Genomic DNA, 20588 nt, shown 5'->3' on the forward strand with positions numbered 1-20588 from the left:
GGCTTAGGTGATAGGGAACAGATGACCAGGGAACAGGACCAGGCCATTGCAGCAAAGGGCCGGCACATCGCGCTTGTGATTGCCGGGACCATCTCGCTGTGGGTCGCGCTGTCGCTGTTCATCGGCCCCATGCTGGGGCTGCCGGGGCGCTATGCGCTGCTGTTCGACTTCGCCGCGCTGGCGGGCATGATCTATGCCCTGGTCAACATATTTCAACTCTGGCGCATGCGCCGGGACAGCCAAAGGTAGGCACACATGCTGAAGGATCAGGACCGGATCTTTACCAACCTTTACGGGATGCACGACCGCACGCTGGCGGGCGCCAAGGCGCGCGGCCATTGGGACGGCACCGCGGGCATCATCGAAAAGGGCCGCGACTGGATCGTTCAGACCATGAAAGACTCGGGCCTTCGCGGCCGCGGCGGCGCGGGGTTCCCGACCGGCCTCAAATGGTCCTTCATGCCCAAGGAAAGCGACGGCCGCCCGGCGTATCTGGTGGTGAACGCGGATGAATCGGAGCCCGGTACCTGCAAGGACCGCGAAATCATGCGCCATGATCCGCACACGCTGATCGAGGGCTGCCTGATCGCCTCCTTCGCGATGAATGCGCATACCTGCTATATCTACCTGCGCGGCGAATACATCCGCGAGCGCGAGGCGCTGCAGGCGGCGATTGACGAAGCTTACGACCAGGGCCTCCTGGGCAAGAACGCGGTCGGCTCCGGCTGGGACTTCGACATCTTCCTGCACCACGGGGCAGGGGCCTATATCTGCGGCGAGGAAACCGCCCTGATCGAAAGCCTTGAGGGCAAGAAGGGTATGCCCCGGATGAAGCCGCCGTTCCCGGCGGGCGCGGGCCTGTACGGTTGCCCGACCACCGTGAACAACGTGGAATCCATCGCCGTTGTGCCCACCATCCTGCGCCGCGGCGCCGACTGGTTCGCAGGCTTCGGCCGCCAGAACAACGCAGGCACCAAGCTGTTTGCAATCTCCGGCCACGTCAACAACCCGTGTGTTGTCGAAGAAGCGATGTCGATCTCCTTTGAGGAGCTGATCGAGAAGCACTGCGGCGGCATTCGCGGCGGCTGGGACAACCTGCTGGCGGTGATCCCCGGCGGCTCCTCAGTCCCGTGTGTGCGCGGCGAGAATATGCGCGACGCGCTCATGGACTTCGACTACCTGCGCGGCGAACTGGGCTCCGGCCTCGGCACCGCGGCGGTGATCGTGATGGACAAGCAGACCGACATCATCAAGGCGATTTGGCGCCTGTCCAAGTTCTACAAGCACGAAAGCTGCGGCCAGTGCACGCCCTGCCGCGAAGGCACCGGCTGGATGATGCGCGTCATGGACCGTCTGGTCAAAGGCGAGGCGGAGCTGGAAGAGATTGACATGCTGTGGGACGTGACCAAGCAGGTCGAGGGCCACACCATCTGCGCGCTTGGCGATGCAGCGGCCTGGCCGATCCAGGGCCTGATCAAGAACTTCCGCGAGGAAATCGAAGACCGCATCAAGGCCCAGAAAACGGGCCGCATGGGCGCGATGGCGGCGGAATAACTTTTGATGGACGTTTTTGCCGCATATTCCCACGCTCTGGCCGCGCTGGTGATCTTTACCCTGATCATCCTGGCGCTGTCGCCAGTTTCGGCGCTGGCCAAGCAGAAGGCGGGCCTCGCTCCCGGCGCCACGCCGCGGGAGGATTATGCGGACAAGGCCTACCGGCTGAACCGGGCCTATCTGAACGGCTGCGAGACGCTGCCGGCTTTCCTGACCGTGACGCTGGTGGCCATTCTGGCCGGTGCGGCGCCGTTCTGGGTGAACCTGCTGGCCTCGCTGGTGCTGGTGTCGCGGATGGTGATGATTGTCATTCACCTGCGCGGGGCCGGCAAACCGCACGGCGGGCTGCGGTCGGTATTCTACGTGATTGGCTGGGCCTGCATGGGCGGCCTGGCGCTTTTGACATTGGCGGCAGTATTTTGAGCATTTTGAAGACATACCGGATCGCCGCGCCGATGGCGTGCCTGGCAGCGATGACGCTTGTTACGGCCTGCGGCAGCTCCCTCAGCAACCGGGAGCGCCAGCTGTATGACGGCGTGCCGTTCAAGGCCAAGGCCAAGCCCGTCGACAAGAAGACGGACCGGGCCGTGTTTTACGTTGAGATCAAGGGGGCAGACCGCTCCGTCAAGGGCGCGCGCGAGGCTGCGGCCCATGCCGGCACGACTTACTGCGTGGTCAACTACGGCTCTTCCAGTATCGCCTGGGCCATCGACCCCAGGGATGAGGCAGCACCGCTGACCCTGACCGATGGCCGCGCAACCTTTCAGGGAACCTGCACCCCGTGAGCGGATTTCAGGCATATCCGGGTCGGAAGGCCGGTCTGCTATTGAATAGCAGCGCAGCATGCACGCGCATGGGGGCTTTCACATCGAAGGAGTCCCCTGTCATGCGTGCCTTGATTGCCATTGCCCTGTCCGCCTTTGTTGCCCTGCCTGCTGCGGCGATGGCCAAGCCGTCGCTGCGCGACGTGCAGGAAATCGAAGATCCGCTGTTTGCCGTCGCCGTGGCGAAAGAAGTTTCGGATTACTGCGACGATATCTCCCCCCGGTACCTGAAAGGGCTGGGCGAGTTGCGCCGGCTCAAAGCGCGGGCAAACGCGTTGGGATACACGGACGCGGAAATCCGCGATTACATCGAATCTGATGCCGAAAAGGACCGGATGCGCGCCAAGGGGGAAAAGCTCCTGGCGCAGAACGGCGTGGATTACGGCAAACCGGAAACCTTCTGCGCCTATGGCCGCGCGGAAATCGAAAAGAACAGCGCGATCGGCGTGTTACTGAGGGCGAAATAGACCATGTCTGACCTCCGCAAGATCAACATTGACGGAACCGAGATCGAGGTGGATGGGGCGATGACCCTGATCCAGGCCTGTGAGGAGGCCGGTGTCGAGATCCCGCGCTTCTGCTATCACGAGCGGCTGTCCATTGCGGGCAACTGCCGCATGTGCCTGGTTGAGGTTGTCGGCGGCCCGCCGAAGCCGGCGGCCTCCTGCGCGATGCAGGTGCGCGATCTGCGCCCCGGCCCCGAAGGCCAGGCGCCGCAGGTGAAGACCAACTCGCCGATGGTCAAGAAGGCCCGTGAAGGCGTGATGGAATTCATGCTGATCAACCACCCGCTGGACTGCCCGATCTGCGACCAGGGCGGCGAGTGCGACCTGCAGGACCAGGCGATGGCCTATGGCGTCGACTTCTCCCGCTTCCGCGAGCCCAAGCGCGCGGTGGATGATCTGGATCTGGGGCCGCTGGTCGGCACCGCCATGACCCGCTGCATCTCCTGCACCCGCTGCGTGCGCTTCACGACTGAGGTCGCGGGCATCACCCAGATGGGCCAGACCGGGCGGGGCGAGGATGCGGAGATCACCTCCTACCTGAACGAAACCCTGCAATCGAACCTGCAGGGCAACATTATCGACCTGTGCCCGGTGGGCGCGCTGACGTCGAAGCCCTATGCGTTTACCGCACGGCCCTGGGAGCTGACCAAGACCGAAACCATCGACGTGATGGATGCGCTTGGTTCGAACATCCGCGTCGACACCAAGGGCCGCGAAGTGATGCGCATCCTGCCGCGCAACCACGACGGCGTGAACGAGGAGTGGATCAGCGACAAGACCCGCTTTGTCTGGGACGGCCTGCGCCGCCAGCGCCTCGACCGTCCCTATGTGCGCGTCGATGGCAAGCTGAAGCCCGCCACCTGGCCGGAAGCCCTGGCTGCCGCGGCGAACGCCATGAAGGGCAAGAAGGTTGCGGGCCTGATCGGCGACCTGGTCCCGGTTGAGGCGGCCTTTGCCTTGAAACAGCTGGTCGAAGGCCTGGGCGGCAAGGTGGAATGCCGCACCGACAACGCCCGTCTGCCGATCGGCAACCGCGCGGGCTATGCCGGCACCGCCGCCATCGAGGACATCGACACCGCCAAGTTCATCCAGCTGATCGGCACCAACCCGCGCGACGAGGCACCGGTGCTGAACGCCCGCATCCGCAAGGCCTGGCTGAACGGCGCGCAGATCGGCCTGGTCGGCCAGCCGGCAGACCTGACCTATGAATACACCCACGTGGGCACCGACCGCGCCGCGCTGGACAGCCTGCTGGACAAGGACTACGGCGCCGTCAAGGACGCGCCGTCCCTCGTGATCGTGGGGCAGGGCGCCCTGCGCGAGGCCGACGGCCTGGCGGTGCTGGCTGCCGCGCAAAAGCTGGCTGCGGACACCGGCTCCAAGCTGCTGGTGCTGCACACCGCCGCCTCCCGCGTCGGCGCGATGGACATTGGCGCGGTGACCGAAGGCGGCATGGCAGCGGCCATCGACGGGGCAGAGGTGATCTACAACCTCGGCGCCGATGAGGTCGAAATCGACGCAGGCGCCTTTGTGATCTACCAGGGCAGCCACGGCGACCGCGGCGCGCACCGCGCCGACGTGATCCTGCCGGGCGCGGCCTACACCGAAGAAAACGGCCTGTTCGTGAACACCGAAGGCCGCCCGCAGCTGGCCATGCGCGCGGCCTTCGCGCCGGGCGAGGCCAAGGAAAACTGGGCTATCCTGCGCGCGCTCAGCGCCGAAGCCGGTGCCACGCTGGGCTATGACTCGCTGGCGCAGCTGCGCACAAGCCTGGTGGCCGAAGTACCGCATCTGGCCCGGATCGACGAAGTGGCCGACAAGGACGGCGAACCGCTGGCGCAGGACAAGCTTGGCAACGCCGGTTTCCTGCCGGCGGTCAAGGATTTCTACTTGACCAACTCGATCGCCCGCGCGTCCCAGCTGATGGCGGAACTGTCCGCCGGCGTCAAAGCCCGCGCAACCGGGAAACTGGCCGCCGAATGAACCGTCTCGCCCTCATAACCCCCTTGGCTCTGGCCGCCTGTGCAATGGCGCCCGGCAGCGGAGGCGAGCGGCCCGCCCCGGTTTACGAAGGGGTGGAAACCAGCCTGCTGGAGGGCGATCTGGTGCAATTTCACGTCTCCATGCGCGGCCCGCGCATGGTCGGCGATCTCGATACCTATGCGGAATGCGCCGCCGCGCAATACGCGCTGATCCGGGGTTACGGGTTTGCGCGCCATGTGCGCACAACAATGACACAGGCAGGGGGCAGCCGGACCGCCGACGCGGTCTATCTGATTTCGCCCTCTCTGCCGCGCGGCCTGCGCACCATCGACGCCGAAGTCGTGGTCGCGGATTGCGCGGCGAACGGAATACCCACGGTGTGAGGACCTATGGCTGATTTCTTTAACACTCCAGGCGGCATCGCTGTTCTGATCCTGGCGCAAGTGCTTGCAGTTGTTGCCTTTGTGATGATCTCGCTCCTGTTCCTCGTCTACGGGGACCGCAAGATCTGGGCCGCGGTCCAGATGCGCCGGGGACCGAACGTGGTGGGCGTCTTCGGCCTGCTGCAATCGGTGGCCGACGCGCTGAAATACGTTGTGAAAGAGGTGGTGATCCCGGCCGGTGCCGACCGCACCGTCTTTATCCTGGCGCCGATGACCTCTTTCGTGCTGGCGATGATCGCCTGGGCGGTGATCCCCTTCAACGACGGCTGGGTGCTCTCGGATATCAACGTCGCCATCCTCTATGTTTTCGCGGTCTCCTCGCTGGAGGTCTACGGCGTGATCATGGGCGGCTGGGCGTCGAACTCGAAATACCCGTTCCTGGGCTCCCTGCGCTCCGCCGCGCAGATGATCTCCTATGAGGTCTCCATCGGCCTGATCATCATCGGCGTGATCATTTCCACCGGCTCGATGAACTTCGGTGACATCGTGCGCGCGCAGGACGGCGATCTGGGCCTGTTGAACTGGTACTGGATCCCGCATTTCCCGATGGTCTTCCTGTTCTTCATCTCGGCGCTGGCAGAAACCAACCGCCCGCCCTTCGACCTGCCGGAAGCGGAATCGGAACTGGTGGCGGGCTACCAGGTGGAATATTCGGCGACGCCCTTCCTGTTGTTCATGGCCGGTGAATACATCGCGATCTTCCTGATGTGCGCGCTGACAACCCTGTTGTTCTTTGGCGGCTGGCTGTCCCCGATCCCGGGCCTGCCGGACGGCGTCCTGTGGATGGTCGCCAAGATGGCGTTCTTCTTCTTCCTCTTCGCAATGGTAAAGGCGATCACCCCGCGCTACCGCTACGACCAGCTGATGCGCCTGGGCTGGAAAGTGTTCCTGCCGTTCTCGCTGGCCTGGGTGGTCTTCGTGTCCTTTGCTGCAAAATTTGACTGGTTCTGGGGCATCTTCGCCCGCTGGACCGTGGGAGGCTGACCGATGGCGAACATCGACTACACCCGCGCCGCCAAGTACTTCCTGCTGCAGGATTTCTGGGTCGGCTTCAAACTGGGGATGAAGTATTTCTTCGCTCCCAAGGCTACCCTGAACTACCCGCATGAGAAGGGCCCGCTGTCGCCCCGCTTCCGCGGCGAGCACGCGCTGCGCCGCTATCCGAACGGCGAGGAGCGCTGCATTGCCTGCAAGCTGTGCGAGGCGATCTGCCCGGCGCAGGCGATCACCATCGACGCGGAACCGCGCGAGGACGGCAGCCGCCGCACAACGCGCTATGACATCGACATGACCAAATGCATCTACTGCGGTTTCTGCCAGGAAGCCTGCCCGGTGGATGCGATTGTCGAAGGCCCGAACTTCGAATTCGCCACCGAAACCCGCGAGGAGCTGTTCTATGACAAGGAGAAGCTGCTTTCGAACGGGGAGCGCTGGGAAGCCGAGATTGCCCGCAACCTGGAAATCGACGCGCCCTACCGATGAGGCGCCCGCGCAAAAGTTTTCTGAAAACTTTTGCCAAGAATTTTACTGAAAATTCTTGGCCGGAGGAGAGGACATGACCAAACAGCCGCCCAATCCGTTTGAGGCCATGATGCAACAGATGCAGGCCCAGGCCCAGCAGATGGCCAAGGCGTTCAACCCGGCGCTGGAGAACTTCTCGCCCTCCGAGGCTTTCAAGGAGTTCGAGGCGCTGTGGCCCACCATGCCCAAAGAGGTCATGGAGATGATGTTCGGCAACACCGTCAACAAGGACGGTCTGGATGCCAAAACCCGGCTGCTGCTGACGCTGGCCGGGCTGACTTGCCAGGGCGCGCAGGCTGACTCAGCCGTGCGCCAGACCGTGCGCCACGCCCTCGCGGCCGGCGCCAAGAAACAAGAGATCGTGGAAACGATCGCACAGATGTCGGTGTTTGCCGGCATTCCGGCCATGAACCGGGCGCTGGATCTGGCGCAAGCGGTCATGGACGACAACAAGGACGATGAGACATGAGCGTTTTTGCCTTCTACCTCTTCGCCATCAGCGCCATCACCGGCGGGCTGTTCACCGTGATCAGCCGCCAGCCTGTGCATTCGGTTCTGTGGCTGATCCTGGCCTTCCTGTCTTCGGCCGGGCTGTTCGTGCTCCTGGGGGCGGAATTCGTCGCCATGCTGCTGGTCATCGTCTACGTCGGCGCGGTCGCGGTGCTTTTCCTGTTTGTGGTGATGATGCTGGATGTGGATTTCGCCGAGCTGAAGGCGGAAATGGCGAAATACATGCCGCTCGCCCTGCTGATCGGACTGGTGATACTGATGCAGTTCGTGATGGCCTTCGGCGTCTGGGAAACCGCGCACCTGGCGCCGGAGCTGCTGGCCAATCCGGTGCCTGCCAACCGCCACAACACCGAGGCGCTTGGCCTCATCATCTATGATCAATATTTCCTTCTGTTCCAGCTGGCGGGCCTGATCCTGCTGGTGGCGATGATCGGCGCGATTGTGCTGACCCTGCGCCACCGCACCGATGTCAAGCGCCAGGACGTGGTTGCCCAGATGATGCGCGACCCGGCCAAGGCGATGGAGCTTAGGGATGTGAAACCGGGGCAGGGGCTGTGAGCACATGATCGGACTTGAACATTATCTGACCGTCGCGGCGACGCTGTTCGTGATTGGCATCTTCGGGCTCTTCCTGAACCGCAAGAACGTGATCATCCTCTTGATGAGCATCGAACTGATGCTCTTGGCGGTGAACATCAACCTGGTCGCCTTCTCCAGCTTCCTGGGCGATCTGGTGGGGCAGGTCTTTACCCTGTTTGTGCTGACCGTGGCCGCCGCCGAGGCCGCCATCGGCCTTGCGATCCTGGTCTGCTTCTTCCGCAACCGCGGCACCATTGCCGTCGAAGACGTCAACGTGATGAAGGGCTAAAGAACAATGGAAACCATCCTTCTCTTTGCCCCGCTGGTTGGCGCAATTATCTGCGGCTTCGGCCACAAGATGATCGGCGAAAAAGCCGCCACCGTGACCGCCACGGCGCTCCTGTTCCTGTCGGCGCTGCTCAGCTGGATCACCTTCCTGTCGTTTGACGGGGTGACCCAGAACATCGAGATTTTCCGCTGGATCGAAAGCGGCTCACTGTCGACCTCCTGGGCGATCCGCCTGGACCGGCTGACCGCGATCATGCTGATCGTGATCACCACGGTATCCTCGCTCGTGCACCTCTACTCCTTCGGGTACATGGACCATGACCCGCAGTGGAAAGAGGGCGAAAGCTACAAGCCGCGCTTCTTTGCCTACCTGTCGTTCTTCACCTTCGCGATGCTGATGCTGGTGACGTCGGACAACCTGGTGCAGATGTTCTTCGGCTGGGAAGGCGTGGGCGTGGCCTCCTACCTGCTGATCGGCTTCTACTACCGCAAGCCTTCGGCCAATGCCGCGGCAATGAAAGCCTTCATCGTGAACCGGGTCGGCGACTTCGGCTTTGCGCTGGGGATCTTCGGGCTGTTCTTCCTAACCGACAGCATCAACTTGGCGGACATCTTTGCCGCTGCCCCGACGCTGGCGGAAACCCAGGTGTCCTTCCTGTGGACCGAATGGAACGCGGCGAACCTGCTGGCCTTCCTGCTGTTTGTCGGCGCGATGGGCAAATCGGCACAGCTGCTGCTGCACACCTGGCTGCCGGACGCGATGGAAGGCCCGACCCCGGTGTCGGCGCTGATCCACGCCGCAACCATGGTGACCGCGGGCGTGTTCCTGGTCTGCCGGATGTCGCCGCTGATGGAATTCGCGCCTGAGGCCACTGCCTTCATCACCGTGCTGGGCGCTGCGACCGCGTTCTTCGCGGCAACTGTCGGCCTGGTGCAGAACGACATCAAGCGCGTGATCGCTTATTCGACCTGCTCGCAGCTGGGCTACATGTTTGTGGCGGCTGGCGTTGGCATGTATTCGGCCGCCATGTTCCACCTGTTCACCCACGCCTTCTTCAAGGCGATGCTGTTCCTGGGCGCCGGTTCGGTGATCCACGCGATGCATCACGAACAGGACATGCGGAACTACGGCGCCTTGCGCAAAAAGATCCCCTATACCTTCTGGGCGATGATGATCGGCACCCTGGCCATCACCGGCGTCGGCATCCCGCTGAGCGGCTGGGTTGGCTTTGCCGGCTTCGTGTCCAAGGACGCGATCATCGAAAGCGCCTATGCGGGCGGTTCCATGTTCGGCTTTTGGGCGCTGGTGATCGCGGCCTTCATGACCTCCTTCTACTCCTGGCGCCTGATGTTCATGACCTTCTACGGCAAGGCGCGGGGCGACAAGCACACCCACGACCACGCCCATGAAAGCCCCTGGACCATGCTGGTGCCGCTGGGCGTGCTGGCAGTGGGCTCAATCACCGCAGGCATGATCTGGTACAGCAGCTTTTTCGGTCACGCCGACCAGGTCGGCAAGTTCTACGGCATCCCGGTGGCGGAAGCCTCCGCTGCGGATCATGGCGAAGAGGCCGCGCATGGTGAGACCGCCGCCCACGGCGAGGAAGCTGGCCATGGGGAAACTGCGGTGGAGGGCGAGCACCATTATGTGTTTGCCGGCCAGCCGGGCGAGGGCGCGCTCTATATCGCGCCGGACAACCACATCCTGGAGGAGGCCCACGAGGCACCGAAATGGGTAAAGCTGTCGCCGTTCGCAGCGATGCTGGGCGGTCTGGTCCTGGCGCTGTGGTTCTACATCTGGAATCCGTCGCTGCCGAAGCGCCTGGCCGAACAGCAGCGTCCGCTGTATCTGTTCCTGCTCAACAAATGGTACTTTGACGAAATCTATAACGTGATCTTCGTCAAACCGGCCTTGGCCCTGGGCCGCTTCTTCTGGAAACGCGGCGATGGCAACACCATCGACGGCTTCCTGAACGGCCTGGCCATGGGCGTTGTTCCCTTCTTCACCCGCCTCGCGGGCCGGGCGCAGTCCGGTTACATCTTCACTTACGCCTTTTGGATGGTGCTGGGCATTGCGGCCCTGGTCACCTGGATGTCGATCGGCGGAGGAGCGCACTGATGGACAATCTCCTTTCTATTGTCACCTTCATCCCGGCGCTCGCGGCGGCCATCCTGGCCCTGTTCCTGCGCGGCGAGGATAAGGCGGCGCAGCGCAACGCCAAGTTTGTTGCGCTCTTTGCCACCTCGATCACTTTCCTGGTGAGCCTTGGCATCTATTTCGAGTTCGATCCCGCCAACACCGGTTTCCAGTTTGTGGAAGAAGCGGAGTGGATTTTCGGGCTGAAGTACAAGATGGGCGTTGACGGCATTTCGGTGCTCTTCGTGCTGCTGACCACCTTCATCATGCCGCTGACCATTCTGGCCAGCTGGAATGTGACCACCCGCGTCAAGGAATACATGGTAGCCTTCCTGCTGCTGGAGACCCTGATGCTGGGCGTCTTCATGGCGCTGGACCTGGTGCTGTTCTACCTGTTCTTCGAGGCAGGCCTGATCCCGATGTTCCTGATCATCGGCATCTGGGGCGGCAAGGAGCGGATCTACGCCTCCTTCAAGTTCTTCCTCTACACCTTCTTCGGCTCGGTGCTGATGCTGGTGGCGATGGTGTTCATGTATGTGGATGCCGGCACCACCGATATCGAGACCCTCTTGACCCACAGTTTCTCGGCAGCGTCCTTTGACGTGCTGGGCATTCATATCGTGGGTGGTGCGCAGACGCTGATGTTCCTGGCCTTCTTTGCCTCCTTCGCGGTGAAGATGCCGATGTGGCCGGTCCACACCTGGCTGCCGGACGCGCACGTGCAGGCGCCGACCGCGGGGTCCGTAGTGCTGGCGGCGATCCTCCTGAAGATGGGCGGCTACGGCTTCCTGCGCTTCAGCTTGCCGATGTTCCCGGTGGGCGCGGACGTGATGACCGATGTGGTCCTGTGGATGTCCGCGATTGCGGTGGTCTACACCTCGCTGGTGGCGATGGTGCAGGAAGACATGAAGAAGCTGATTGCCTATTCCTCGGTTGCGCACATGGGCTTTGTCACCATGGGCATCTTTGCCGCCAACCAGCAGGGCATCGACGGCGCCATCTTCCAGATGCTGTCGCACGGCTTCATCTCCGCCGCGCTCTTCCTCTGCGTGGGTGTGATCTATGACCGGATGCACACCCGTGACATCGACGCCTACGGCGGCCTGGTGATCCGGATGCCGGCTTATGCGCTGGTCTTCATGTTCTTCACCATGGGCAACGTCGGCCTGCCGGGCACCTCCGGCTTCATCGGCGAATTCCTGACCCTGATGGGCACCTTCCAGAAGAACACCTGGGTGACCGCGGTTGCGGCAACCGGTGTGATCTTCTCGGCCGGCTATGCGCTGTGGCTCTACCGCCGCGTGGTGTTCGGCGACCTGATCAAGGGCAGCCTGATGGGCATCAAGGACATGTCCGCGCGCGAACGCTTCGTCTTTGCGCCGCTGATCGCCATGACCCTGATCCTGGGCGTCTACCCGGCGGTGGTCACCGACATCATCGGCCCCTCGACCGAGGCGCTGATTGCAAACTTCAACCAGTCTCTGGCGGCGGCCGACACCTCGGCCGCCACCCAGATTGCTTCGCATTAAGGGAGCATCAGGCAGATGATCCAAGCTGATCTTACTGTAATCCTGCCAGAGATCGTTCTGGCGCTGTACGCCATGGCCGCGCTGATCGGCGCGGTCTACACCGGCAAGGACAAGCTGGCCGCCCCGCTGGTCTGGAGCACTGCGGCGCTGATGGCCGTGGTGGCCTTCTGGATCGCCACCAGCCCGGCCGGCACCCAGACCGCTTTTGGCGGCATGTTCATCGACGACAGCTTCTCGCGCTTTGCCAAGGTGGCGCTGCTCTTGGGCGCGTCCGCTGTTTTGCTGATCGGCCAGGACTACATGGCGCGCCGCGGCATGCTGAGGTTCGAATACCCGGTTCTGGTGTCGCTGGCTGCCGTCGGCATGATGATGATGGTGTCCGCAGGCAACCTGATGTCCCTCTACATGGGGCTGGAGCTGCAGTCGCTGTCGCTTTACGTCGTCGCCGCCATGCGCCGCGACAGCGTCAAGTCGACCGAGGCGGGCCTCAAGTACTTCGTGCTGGGAGCGCTGTCCTCCGGCCTGCTGCTGTACGGTGCCTCGCTGGTCTACGGCTTTGCCGGCACCACCCAGTTCGCGGGCATCATCCAGGTGGCAGAGCAGGGCCAAATGTCTCTCGGCATGCTGTTCGGCCTGGTGTTCATGATCTCGGGTCTTGCGTTCAAGGTTTCGGCGGTGCCCTTCCACATGTGGACCCCGGACGTCTACGAAGGTTCGCCGACGCCTGTGACCGCCTTCTTTGCCACCGCGCCCAAGGTAGCGGCGATGGGCCTGTTCGCCCGCGTGCTGCATGACGCCTTTGGCGGCGCCATTGCCGACTGGCAGCAGATCATCGTGGTGCTGTCGGTGCTGTCGATGTTCCTGGGCGCCATCGCGGCGATTGGCCAGCGCGACATCAAGCGCCTGATGGCCTTCTCCTCGATCGCTCACATGGGCTATGCGATGATCGGCCTGGCAGCGGGCACCGAGGCGGGCATCACCGCGATGCTGGTTTACCTCGCGATTTACGTGACCATGAACATCGGCACCTTTTCCTTCATCCTGATGCTGCAGAAGGACGGCAAGCCGGTCACTGACATTCTGGCTCTGAACCAGTTCGCCGCGCGCGAGCCTGGCAAGGCGCTGGCGGTACTGATCCTGATGTTCTCGCTGGCAGGCGTGCCGCCGATGCTGGGCTTCTTTGCCAAGTTCGGCGTGTGGCAGGCGGGTGTGGATGCGGGGCTGATGGGGCTGGTCGTGGCCTCCGCCATCGCCTCGGTAATCGGCGCATTTTACTACCTGCGCATTGTCTTCTACATGTACTTCGGCACCGGCGAAGACGATGTCGAGGCCAAAGGCTCGCCGGTGCTGACTGTTGCGCTGATGGCGTCTGCCGCGATGATGCTGGTCGGGCTGGTTTACCAGTTCGGCGTGGACACTGCGGCGGCAGCCGCCGCAGCAACCCTTGTAAATTGATCTGCTTTTCAGGCAGGCTGGAAAGGCCCGGTCACGCGACCGGGCCTTTTCGCACTTTCGAGGAATGAGATGAGCTGGCCAGCAGGATATGGAAAACGGGTGCTTGCCGAGGTGGACAGCACCCTCAATGAGGCCGCCCGCATCGCCGGGGAACTGGCAGGACCGGAGTGGATCCTGGCGCTGCGCCAGACTCAGGGAAGGGGCCGCCGCGGCCGCGACTGGAAGGACCCCAAGGGCAACTTTGCCGCCACCCTGGTGATGCGCCCCGAAGGCACCCCTGATCAGGCGGCGCTGCGCAGCTTTGTCGCCGCCCTGGCCGTTTACGATGCCTGCGTCGCAGTGACGGGCCGCAGCGAGGGGCTGTCGCTGAAATGGCCCAACGACGTGCTGCTGAAGGGCGGCAAGCTGGCGGGCATCCTGCTGGAAAGCGCGGGTAACGGGCAGGGGGTCAACCACCTGTTTGTCGGCATCGGCGTGAACCTGGTGGAAACCCCGATGCAGGAATGGCTGGAACCCGGCGCGGTCTACCCGGTGTCGCTGCTGTCGGAAACCGGCGTGCAGGTCACGCCAGAGGAGTTCCTGGAGGCCGTCGCCGGCGCGTTCGCCCGCTATGAGCAGCAGTTTGCGACCTACGGGTTTGAGCCGATCCGCACCGAATGGCTGGCGCGCGCCGCCAAGCTGGGCGAGGTGATCACCGCCAAGACCGCCAGTGCGGAAACCGAGGGCACCTTTGAAACGGTGGACGCCAGCGGCAACCTTGTCCTAAACACCGCCAAGGGCCGCGTCAGCATCCCCGCGGCCGACATCTATTTCTAGGAAGGGGCAGCAATGCTTCTGGCAGTTGATTGCGGCAACACAAACACCGTCTTCTCGATCTATGACGGCGAAAAGTTCATCGCTCTGTGGCGCACCGCCACCGACTGGAAGCGCACCGCCGACCAGTATTATGTCTGGCTGAACACGCTGATGCGGCTGCAGGGGATCGAGGCGGATATCACCGACATGATCGTCTCTTCCACCGTGCCGCGGGTGGTGTTCAACCTGCGGGTGCTGGCGGACCGCTATTTCAATACGCGGCCCTTGGTGGTGGGCAAGCCCGAATGCCTTCTGCCCGTCTCGGTGCGGGTGGACGAGGGCACCGCCGTCGGCCCTGACCGGCTGGTCAACACGGTTTCGGGGTTCGACACCTACGGCGGCAACCTGATCGTGGTGGATTTCGGGACCGCCACCACCTTTGACGTAGTGGCCGAGGATGGCGCCTATGTCGGCGGGGTGATTGCGCCGGGTGTGAACCTGAGCCTGGAAGCGCTGCACCAGGCCGCCGCGGCGCTGCCCCACGTGGACATTTCCAAGCCGCAAAATGTCATCGGCACCAACACCGTCGCCTGCATGCAGTCCGGCGTGTTCTGGGGCTACGTTGGCCTCGTGCGCGAAATCTGCGCCCGTATCAAGGCCGAGCGCGCAGTGCCGATGAAAGTGATCTCAACAGGCGGGCTGGCGCCTCTGTTCCAGCAATCTGCTGATCTGTTTGACGCATATGAGGACGATCTCACCATGCATGGGCTGCAGATCATCCATAAATACAACAAGGAAAATGGTACTGACGCATGAGCAGTGAAAGATTGATCTACCTGCCCCTCGGCGGGGCGGGTGAAATTGGCATGAATGCCTATGTCTATGGCTACGGCCCGAAGGACAAGGAACGCCTGGTTCTGGTCGACCTGGGCGTGACCTTCCCCGATATGGACACCACCCCGGGCGTGGACTTGATCATGCCCGACATCACTTGGCTGAAGCAGCGCGCTGACCGGCTGGAGGGGATCTTTATCACCCACGGGCATGAGGACCACATTGGCGCCATCGCCCATATGTACGGGCATCTGAACGTGCCCGTCTACGCCCGCGCCTTCACCGCCAATCTGGCGCGCCGCAAGATGGAGGAAGCAGGCCACGACCCGGCCAATGTGCACACCGTGCAGGCCTGGCCCGAGGTGACGAGGCTTGGCCCCTTCACCATCGGCGTTGCGCCGATGAGCCACTCGATCCCCGAAAGCGGCGGACTGGTGATCGACAGCCCGGCAGGGCGGGTGGTGCACACCGGCGACTTCAAGCTGGACGCCAACCCGCTGGTGGGCGAACCCTTCGACCCCGGGATGTGGGCGCAGATTGCAGGCGACGGCGTTCAGGCGCTGGTCTGCGATTCCACCAATGTGTTCTCGCAGCATCCGGGCCGTTCGGAATCCGAACTGCCGGAGGAGATCACCAAGCTGTTTGCTGAGGCCAAGGGGCTGGTGGCCGCGACCACTTTTGCCTCCAATGTGGCCCGTGTGAAAACCCTCGCCGTGGCTGCCGAGAAGGCGGGACGTTCCGTGGTCCTTCTGGGCCGCGCCATGCGCCGCATGATCGAGGCGGCGGTCGAAACCGGCGTGCTGACGGAGTTCCCGAAGACGATCAGCCCCGAGGACGCCGCCAACGTGCCGCGTGACAACCTGATGCTGATCACCACCGGCAGCCAGGGCGAACGCCGCGCCGCCAGCGCGCAGCTGGCGCGCGGCAAGTACCGCGGGCTGGAGCTGAAGGAGGGCGACCTGTTCCTGTTCTCCTCCAAGACCATTCCAGGCAACGAAAAGGGCGTCATCCGCATCATCAACCAGTTCTCCGAAATGGGGGTGGATGTGGTTGATGACAGCTCGGGCCTCTACCACGTCTCGGGCCATGCCAACCGTCCGGACCTGGAGGAGGTGCACCGCCTCTTGAAACCCAAGATGCTGATCCCGATGCATGGCGAGCACCGCCACCTGCGCCAGCACGCCCGCCTGGGCGAGGAGAAGGGCATCGCCAGCGCCGTTGTCGTCAACGGCATGATGATGGACCTGACAGGCGACGTGCCGAAAGTGACCGAATGGATCGAAACCGGGCGCACCTATCTGGACGGCACCGTCAAATACGGCGCCATGGACGGGATCGTGCGCGACCGTATCCGCATGGCTCTGAACGGCCATGTGCTGGTGACGGTGATCCTGGACGAGGAAGACGAGCCGCTGGGCGAACCCTGGTGCGATGTCAAGGGCCTGCCCGAAACCGGCACCTCGAACGCGGCACTGGTCGAGGTGATGGAAGAGGACCTAAACCAGTTCCTGATGCGGGCAGGCGCCAAGACCCTGCGCGATGACGACAAGCTGGAGCAGGAGCTGCGCCGCATCGCCCGCCAGAGCGCCTTCAGCGAGATCGGCAAGAAGCCAGAGGTCACGGTGGTGGTCAGCCGTATGCGCTGATCCCGCCGGGCCGGACCTTGCAGGGCAGGGCAGTGCTCCCGCCCGGCCCAAGCTGCATCAAAGATGCAACAGGCCCCGTTGGGCCAGGCGCCGCGGGGCCCTGACGGGCCCGCGGCGCGGGCGCAGAACGCCACCGCTGGAAAACGAAAAACGCCGCGGCCCTCAGGGGCACGCGGCGTTTTCAATTCCGTGCGGCTGCCGGAATCCGGCAGGCGTCTCAGCCGTGCAGCGGGCGGGCGCAGCTGGGGCAGGAGATGACCTTGCGCGGCGCGCGGACAAGAGCGCGGAACAAGCTGCGCATCATGCTGGCAAATGCCTCTGCGCGCAGCTCATGGGCGCGGGCCTCGATGGCCTGGAATTGGGAGATCGTCAGTGTTTTGGTGTCAGTGGTGTTCATGGCTTAGCCCATCGTCAATGGCGCGTTTCTGTGTCGCGATCCCTATACGCCCGTTGCCGCAGGCTGACACCGGCCAAGATCGAAGACCCGGTATGCTGCAACTGCAAAGGTCACTATGCTGCGGCTGCATGGCCGCTGAGGGCAGCGCAGCTGGGAAGCCACCAACGAAAAAGGCCGCTCCGAAGAGCGGCCCTGAAACGTTCTGTTGCGCTGCTTAGCTGGCGCGGCGTTCGGCAAAGCTGAGCGCGATGAAGCTAGGCAGGTGGTCGCCCATGCCAACCACGGCCTTGTCGTCGCGCTTGCCGTATTTCCCGCGCGAGGACGCGCGCTCGGGCTTCTGCGCAGCCTTGTCCTCCTTGCGGGGGGCGCGCGATCCGGTGTCTGCCTTGGCAGTGTCCTGCTTGGCTGTGTCCGGCTTCGCAGCGTCCGGCTTGGCAGGCCGGGAGGGCTTTTCCTGTTTCGGTTCGGGCTTGACCGGGTTGTCCAGGCGCTTGATCTCCTTCTGGATCAGCTTCTCCACTGCATCCAGCGCCTTTTCGTCGCGCGGGGTGCAGATGGTGATCGCCTTGCCCTCGCGGCCGGCACGGCCGGTGCGGCCGATCCGGTGGACGTAATCCTCGGCGTGGCCCGGCACGTCGAAATTGAACACATGGCTGACGCTGGGCACGTCCAGGCCGCGTGCGGCCACATCCGAGGCCACCAGGATACGCAATGACCCCTCACGGAAGGAATCCAGCGTCCTGGTCCGCTGGCTCTGGTCCAGGTCGCCATGGATTGCGGCGGCGTCATAGCCGTATTTCTTGAGCGATTTCGCGCAGATATCCACATCCGTCTTGCGGTTGCAGAAGATGATGCCGTTGGTCAGCTTGTCGCCTTCGCCGTCGATCAGGGCGCGCAGAACCGTGCGCTTCTCGCTGCCCTCGCGGTCGCGGCGCGACGGTTTGACCTGCACCACGGCCTGTTCGATGGTTTCCGACGCGGTCGCCTGGCGCGCCACCTCGATACGGGCCGGACCCGACAGGAAGGTGTTGGTGATCCGCTCGATCTCCGGCGCCATGGTGGCGGAGAAGAACAGCGTCTGGCGGGTAAACGGCGTCAGCGAGAAGATGCGTTCGATATCCGGGATGAAGCCCATGTCGAGCATCCGGTCGGCCTCATCCACCACCATGATCTGCACGCCGGTGAGCAGGAGCTTGCCGCGCTCGAAATGGTCCAGCAGCCGGCCCGGGGTCGCGATCAGCACATCGACGCCCTTGTCGATCAGCGCGTCCTGCTCCTTGAAGGACACACCGCCAATCAGCAGCGCCTTGGTGAGCTTCACATGCTTGGCATAGGTGTCGAAGTTTTCCGCCACCTGAGCGGCCAGCTCGCGGGTGGGGCACAGCACCAGGCTGCGCGGCATCCGGGCCCGGGCGCGGCCGCGGGCCAGAAGGGTGATCATCGGCAGCGTGAAAGACGCGGTCTTGCCGGTGCCGGTTTGGGCGATTCCCAGAACATCGCGCCCTTCCAGCGCAGGCGGGATTGCCCCGGCCTGGATCGGCGTTGGGGTTTCATAACCAGCTTCCTCAATAGCTTTGAGGACCTTGGGATTCAGGTTCAGATCGGTAAATTTTGTCATCTGTGTCCGTCATTGCGGACACTGACCTGGCCCGCGCGTGTGTGTTCCAGCCGGATCCGCAAATGGTCATGCGGGATGGCAGCTTCCGGCTCGTTGCGGGGCATATCAAAATCCCGGGCGATCGTCAATTAATGCCGGATTTTACAGTATTTTCGCCTGTGAACTATGCAGAAAGGAAACAAATCAGCCAGAATCCGGGCAGTGTTCTGCCAATTGCGGCGCTGCGGCCGGGCCGGCGAATCTGTTGGCGGCCGCAGCAGGACGCAGGAAAAACGCCCGGAGGGCCGGGCGTTTTTTGTTAAACCATCATTTCCTTGGTCGCGGTCAGTTTCAGATCGGGGTAGTCGCGCACCACCCGGTCGATGTCCCACTGCAGCCGCGTCAGATAGACAATGTCGCCGTCGTGGTCATGGGCGATGTGCTGCTTGTTGGCGTTGATGAACTTGTCCACCGCCGCCTTGTCGCCGCTGACCCAGCGTGCGCTGGTGAACTGGCTTGCCTCAAACCGCACCGGCAGGCCGTATTCCATCTCGATCCGGCTTGCCAGCACCTCGAACTGCAGCTGGCCGACCACGCCGACGATGAAGCCGGAGCCGATCGAGGGTTTGAACACCTTGGCCGCGCCTTCCTCGGCAAACTGCATCAGTGCCTTTTCCAGGTGCTTGGCTTTCATCGGATCACCCGCCCGCACCGTCTGCAGCAGCTCCGGCGCAAAGGAGGGGATGCCGGTCACCCGGATCGCCTCGCCCTCGGTCAGCGTGTCGCCGATGCGCAGCTGGCCGTGGTTCGGGATGCCGATGATGTCGCCAGCCCAGGCTTCCTCGGCCAGCTCCCGGTCGGAGGCCAGGAACAGCACCGGGTTCGACACCGACATCGGCTTCTTGGTGCGCACATGCGTCAGCTTCATGCCGCGCTTGAAATGGCCCGAGGCCACCCGCACAAAGGCCACCCGGTCGCGGTGCTTAGGGTCCATGTTGGCCTGCACCTTGAACACGAAACCGGCGACCTTCTTTTCTTCCGGGCTCACTTGGCGCGGCTCGGCCGACTGGGGCTGCGGCTCGGGGCCGTATTTGCCGATCCCATCCATCAGCTCCTTGACGCCAAAGGAGTTGATGGCGGAGCCGAACCAGATCGGGGTCATGTGGCCCTCGAGCACCGACTGCGGGTCCAGCGCGGGCAGCAGCTCGCGCGCCATTTCGACCTCTTCCAGCAGCTTCTCAAGCAGGTGCTCCGGCACGTGTTCGGCCAGCTTGGGGTCGTCCAACCCGTTGATCTGGATGCTTTCCGCCACCTTGTTACGGTTGGCGCGGTCCATCAGCTCCAGCCGGTCGCGCAGCATGTCGTAGCAGCCGATGAAATCGCGGCCCACCCCGATGGGCCAGCTGGCGGGGGTCACGTCGATCGCCAGCATCTCTTGGATTTCATCAATGATCTCAAAGGTGTCCCGGCTCTCGCGGTCCATCTTGTTACAGAAGGTCAGGATCGGCAGGTCGCGCAGGCGGCAGACCTCGAACAGCTTCTGGGTCTGGCTTTCCACACCCTTGGCGCCGTCGATCACCATCACCGCTGCATCCACCGCCGTCAGCGTCCGGTAGGTGTCCTCGGAGAAATCCGAGTGGCCGGGCGTGTCCACCAGGTTGAAGCGGAAGCCGCTGAAATCAAAGGACATTGCCGAAGCGGAGACAGAAATCCCGCGGTCCTTCTCCATCTGCATGAAGTCCGAGCGCGTCCGCCGCGCCTCGCCCTTGGCGCGTACCTGTCCGGCCATCTGAATCGCACCGCCATAGAGCAGAAACTTTTCAGTCAGCGTGGTCTTGCCGGCGTCCGGGTGCGAGATGATCGCGAAGGTCCGGCGCCGCGCAATTTCGGGCGGCAGTTCGGGGCGGTTTACAGCGGTGTCCAACATGAGCGCGCGTATAGCAGGAATGCCGGAAGAGGCAAGAAAAACAGGGGGTGCCACGCGTGCACC

General features: G+C 63.3%; 21 protein-coding genes. 18 read left to right on the forward strand and 3 right to left on the reverse strand.

Features of this window, described 5'->3' with window-relative positions:
• The first annotated feature begins 21 nt into the window (after positions 1-21).
• From R2C4_RS06235 to R2C4_RS06320, 18 genes are all read left to right on the forward strand, one after another.
• Positions 22-249, forward strand: a complete 228-nt coding sequence (locus tag R2C4_RS06235; RefSeq protein ID WP_058287906.1) for a DUF5337 domain-containing protein — start codon at positions 22-24, stop codon at positions 247-249.
• 6 nt (positions 250-255) lie between these two features.
• Positions 256-1554, forward strand: coding sequence for an NADH-quinone oxidoreductase subunit NuoF (gene nuoF, locus R2C4_RS06240; protein WP_141890003.1), 1299 nt, complete (start codon positions 256-258; stop codon positions 1552-1554).
• A 6-nt stretch (positions 1555-1560) separates the two neighbouring features.
• Positions 1561-1977 carry an MAPEG family protein gene (locus tag R2C4_RS06245; protein WP_141890004.1) on the forward strand — a complete coding sequence of 139 codons (417 nt, stop codon included), beginning with the start codon at positions 1561-1563 and terminating at the stop codon, positions 1975-1977.
• Positions 1974-2339, forward strand: a complete 366-nt coding sequence (locus R2C4_RS06250; RefSeq protein ID WP_244940789.1) for a hypothetical protein — start codon at positions 1974-1976, stop codon at positions 2337-2339. The genes R2C4_RS06245 and R2C4_RS06250 overlap by 4 nt, the downstream gene beginning before the upstream one ends.
• Before the next feature lie 101 nt (positions 2340-2440).
• On the forward strand, positions 2441-2845 hold the full coding sequence (locus tag R2C4_RS06255; RefSeq protein ID WP_141890005.1) for a DUF5333 domain-containing protein: 405 nt from the start codon (positions 2441-2443) through the stop codon (positions 2843-2845).
• 3 nt (positions 2846-2848) lie between these two features.
• Entirely contained in the window at positions 2849-4867 is a 2019-nt protein-coding gene (nuoG, locus tag R2C4_RS06260) for an NADH-quinone oxidoreductase subunit NuoG (protein ID WP_141890006.1), read from the forward strand.
• Positions 4864-5250, forward strand: coding sequence for a hypothetical protein (locus R2C4_RS06265; RefSeq protein ID WP_141890007.1), 387 nt, complete (start codon positions 4864-4866; stop codon positions 5248-5250). The genes nuoG and R2C4_RS06265 overlap by 4 nt, the downstream gene beginning before the upstream one ends.
• A 6-nt stretch (positions 5251-5256) precedes the next feature.
• Positions 5257-6294: an NADH-quinone oxidoreductase subunit NuoH gene (gene nuoH, locus R2C4_RS06270; RefSeq protein WP_058287913.1), complete on the forward strand. Its 1038-nt coding sequence runs from the start codon at positions 5257-5259 to the stop codon at positions 6292-6294.
• Positions 6295-6297: 3 nt separating this feature from the next.
• Positions 6298-6792 carry an NADH-quinone oxidoreductase subunit NuoI gene (nuoI, locus tag R2C4_RS06275; RefSeq protein ID WP_058287914.1) on the forward strand — a complete coding sequence of 165 codons (495 nt, stop codon included), beginning with the start codon at positions 6298-6300 and terminating at the stop codon, positions 6790-6792.
• A gap of 73 nt (positions 6793-6865) precedes the next feature.
• Entirely contained in the window at positions 6866-7300 is a 435-nt protein-coding gene (locus R2C4_RS06280; RefSeq protein WP_141890008.1) for a carboxymuconolactone decarboxylase family protein, read from the forward strand.
• Positions 7297-7899 (forward strand): NADH-quinone oxidoreductase subunit J, encoded by a 603-nt coding sequence (locus R2C4_RS06285; RefSeq protein WP_141890009.1) that lies wholly within the window; start codon positions 7297-7299, stop codon positions 7897-7899. Before R2C4_RS06280 ends, R2C4_RS06285 begins: the two co-directional genes overlap by 4 nt.
• Before the next feature lie 4 nt (positions 7900-7903).
• The gene (nuoK, locus tag R2C4_RS06290) at positions 7904-8209 is read left to right on the forward strand and encodes an NADH-quinone oxidoreductase subunit NuoK (RefSeq protein ID WP_008553673.1); all 306 of its coding nucleotides are present in this window, start codon (positions 7904-7906) and stop codon (positions 8207-8209) included.
• Positions 8210-8215: 6 nt separating this feature from the next.
• The gene (gene nuoL / locus R2C4_RS06295) at positions 8216-10327 is read left to right on the forward strand and encodes an NADH-quinone oxidoreductase subunit L (protein WP_141890010.1); all 2112 of its coding nucleotides are present in this window, start codon (positions 8216-8218) and stop codon (positions 10325-10327) included.
• Positions 10327-11874: an NADH-quinone oxidoreductase subunit M gene (locus tag R2C4_RS06300; protein ID WP_141890011.1), complete on the forward strand. Its 1548-nt coding sequence runs from the start codon at positions 10327-10329 to the stop codon at positions 11872-11874. Before nuoL ends, R2C4_RS06300 begins: the two co-directional genes overlap by 1 nt.
• A 15-nt stretch (positions 11875-11889) precedes the next feature.
• Positions 11890-13329, forward strand: a complete 1440-nt coding sequence (nuoN, locus tag R2C4_RS06305) for an NADH-quinone oxidoreductase subunit NuoN (protein WP_141890012.1) — start codon at positions 11890-11892, stop codon at positions 13327-13329.
• Between the two features lie 69 nt (positions 13330-13398).
• Entirely contained in the window at positions 13399-14145 is a 747-nt protein-coding gene (locus R2C4_RS06310; RefSeq protein WP_141890013.1) for a biotin--[acetyl-CoA-carboxylase] ligase, read from the forward strand.
• Positions 14146-14157: 12 nt separating this feature from the next.
• Positions 14158-14940: a type III pantothenate kinase gene (locus R2C4_RS06315; RefSeq protein WP_058287921.1), complete on the forward strand. Its 783-nt coding sequence runs from the start codon at positions 14158-14160 to the stop codon at positions 14938-14940.
• The gene (locus R2C4_RS06320) at positions 14937-16604 is read left to right on the forward strand and encodes a ribonuclease J (protein WP_141890014.1); all 1668 of its coding nucleotides are present in this window, start codon (positions 14937-14939) and stop codon (positions 16602-16604) included. Before R2C4_RS06315 ends, R2C4_RS06320 begins: the two co-directional genes overlap by 4 nt.
• A 217-nt stretch (positions 16605-16821) precedes the next feature.
• On the opposite strand, the gene R2C4_RS06325 is transcribed toward R2C4_RS06320, so the two are convergent.
• From R2C4_RS06325 to R2C4_RS06335, 3 genes are all read right to left on the reverse strand, one after another.
• Entirely contained in the window at positions 16822-17001 is a 180-nt protein-coding gene (locus tag R2C4_RS06325; RefSeq protein WP_058287923.1) for an RSP_7527 family protein, read from the reverse strand.
• Between the two features lie 214 nt (positions 17002-17215).
• The gene (locus R2C4_RS06330) at positions 17216-18619 is read right to left on the reverse strand and encodes a DEAD/DEAH box helicase (RefSeq protein ID WP_141890015.1); all 1404 of its coding nucleotides are present in this window, start codon (positions 18617-18619) and stop codon (positions 17216-17218) included.
• Positions 18620-18917: 298 nt separating this feature from the next.
• The gene (locus tag R2C4_RS06335) at positions 18918-20525 is read right to left on the reverse strand and encodes a peptide chain release factor 3 (RefSeq protein ID WP_141890016.1); all 1608 of its coding nucleotides are present in this window, start codon (positions 20523-20525) and stop codon (positions 18918-18920) included.
• Positions 20526-20588: the final 63 nt, after the last annotated feature.

The sequence above is a fragment of the Leisingera aquaemixtae genome (genome assembly GCF_006740765.1).
In the GTDB taxonomy this organism is placed as follows: Bacteria; Pseudomonadota; Alphaproteobacteria; order Rhodobacterales; family Rhodobacteraceae; genus Leisingera; species Leisingera aquaemixtae.